Source organism: Halomonas sp. SIMBA_159 (genome assembly GCF_046536035.1).
Lineage (GTDB): Bacteria > Pseudomonadota > Gammaproteobacteria > Pseudomonadales > Halomonadaceae > Vreelandella > Vreelandella venusta_A.
The window spans coordinates 1-229 of record NZ_JAWJBT010001812.1 but is presented as its reverse complement, the minus strand read 5'-3'; the positions used below and the strand labels follow the sequence as shown (position 1 = coordinate 229).

The 229-nt window shown below is 44.1% G+C and carries 1 protein-coding gene; it reads left to right on the top strand.

Annotation, left to right across the window (positions count from 1 at the left end; all coding sequences use genetic code 11):
- A partial coding sequence (locus tag R0J87_RS25450; protein WP_498889797.1) for a pentapeptide repeat-containing protein occupies positions 1 to 229 on the top strand: 229 nt, incomplete at both ends.

Below are 229 nucleotides of genomic sequence, written 5' to 3'. Positions count from 1 at the left end.
ACTACAATCAAACCTTCGATAAGTTGTCGCTGTCTTTTGCTGAGTTTACCGGCGTTGAATTTGAAGACTGCGAATTCAACGACTGTAACTTTACCGAAGCCGTCTTCAAAAACTGCAAGTTCATCAATTGCCAGTTTCATCAATGTAACCTGAGTTTGCTGAAGATCCCGCACACGCGCTTTTTCGACGTTAGTTTTCTGGCATGCAAACTGGTGGGTATCGACTGGAC